The following is a 655-nucleotide window of genomic DNA, read 5'->3' as shown; positions in this document are numbered from 1 at the left end:
GAACAGGTCCGGGCTAACGTCTTCGGTGGCGCCCTTGCGCCAGGTGAGCGGATCAAAACCAGCCCGGGAGAGGTCATGGAATAGCTGCGGGGACCACCCTTCGCGGTCAAAGCCGATCAGCACGCGCCGCTCATCACCAATCATGTCCCGCAGTTTCGGGGTCAGCCGGCGCAGCTCGCCAACCAAGGAAGTGGAAGGTTTAGCCATGACCATGAACACCGGTGAACCATTCGCGTCAGCAACCCAGGATTCCATCGACGCCGGGACCGGGAACTTCAGCCTCGTGGAATACTGCTTCCCGGTCTTTTTCTTCCCCTGGTAGGAACGTACGTGGCCGTCCACGTAAAGCAGCAGCCCAAGCTTGTCCTCGGTGGTGGGTTGTGTGCTGGCCAGATGGTGGCGGCCCAAGGCAGTGAGCAAGTCGGCGGCTTTACCCCGGGCGGCGAGTTCCTGGTGCTTGCGGCGCACGGTCTTCACTTCCGGGGCCCGGTCCATGCCCAGGATCCGGCCGAACCCTGCCGGGTCCAACCGGGTAGCGCCTTCAGCACGCGGTTCACCGGCCAGGGTACGCAGCACGGTTTCCAAGATCATCGTGTTCAGCCCGTAGAACCCAGGCTTGAGCGAACCATAACTCTGCTGGACGCAGTCGGCCAGT

General features: G+C 62.7%; 1 protein-coding gene. It reads right to left on the bottom strand.

Annotation, left to right across the window (positions count from 1 at the left end; all coding sequences use genetic code 11):
- The coding region (locus tag ACT3UA_RS18975; protein ID WP_444617893.1) for a putative transposase at positions 1–655 on the bottom strand (655 nt) is incomplete at both ends.

Origin of the sequence: Glutamicibacter sp. 363, from assembly GCF_052379505.1 — a bacterium.
In the GTDB taxonomy this organism is placed as follows: domain Bacteria; phylum Actinomycetota; class Actinomycetes; order Actinomycetales; family Micrococcaceae; genus Glutamicibacter.
The sequence above is the reverse complement of the archived record's forward strand: the minus strand, read 5'-3'. Positions and strand labels throughout refer to the sequence as shown.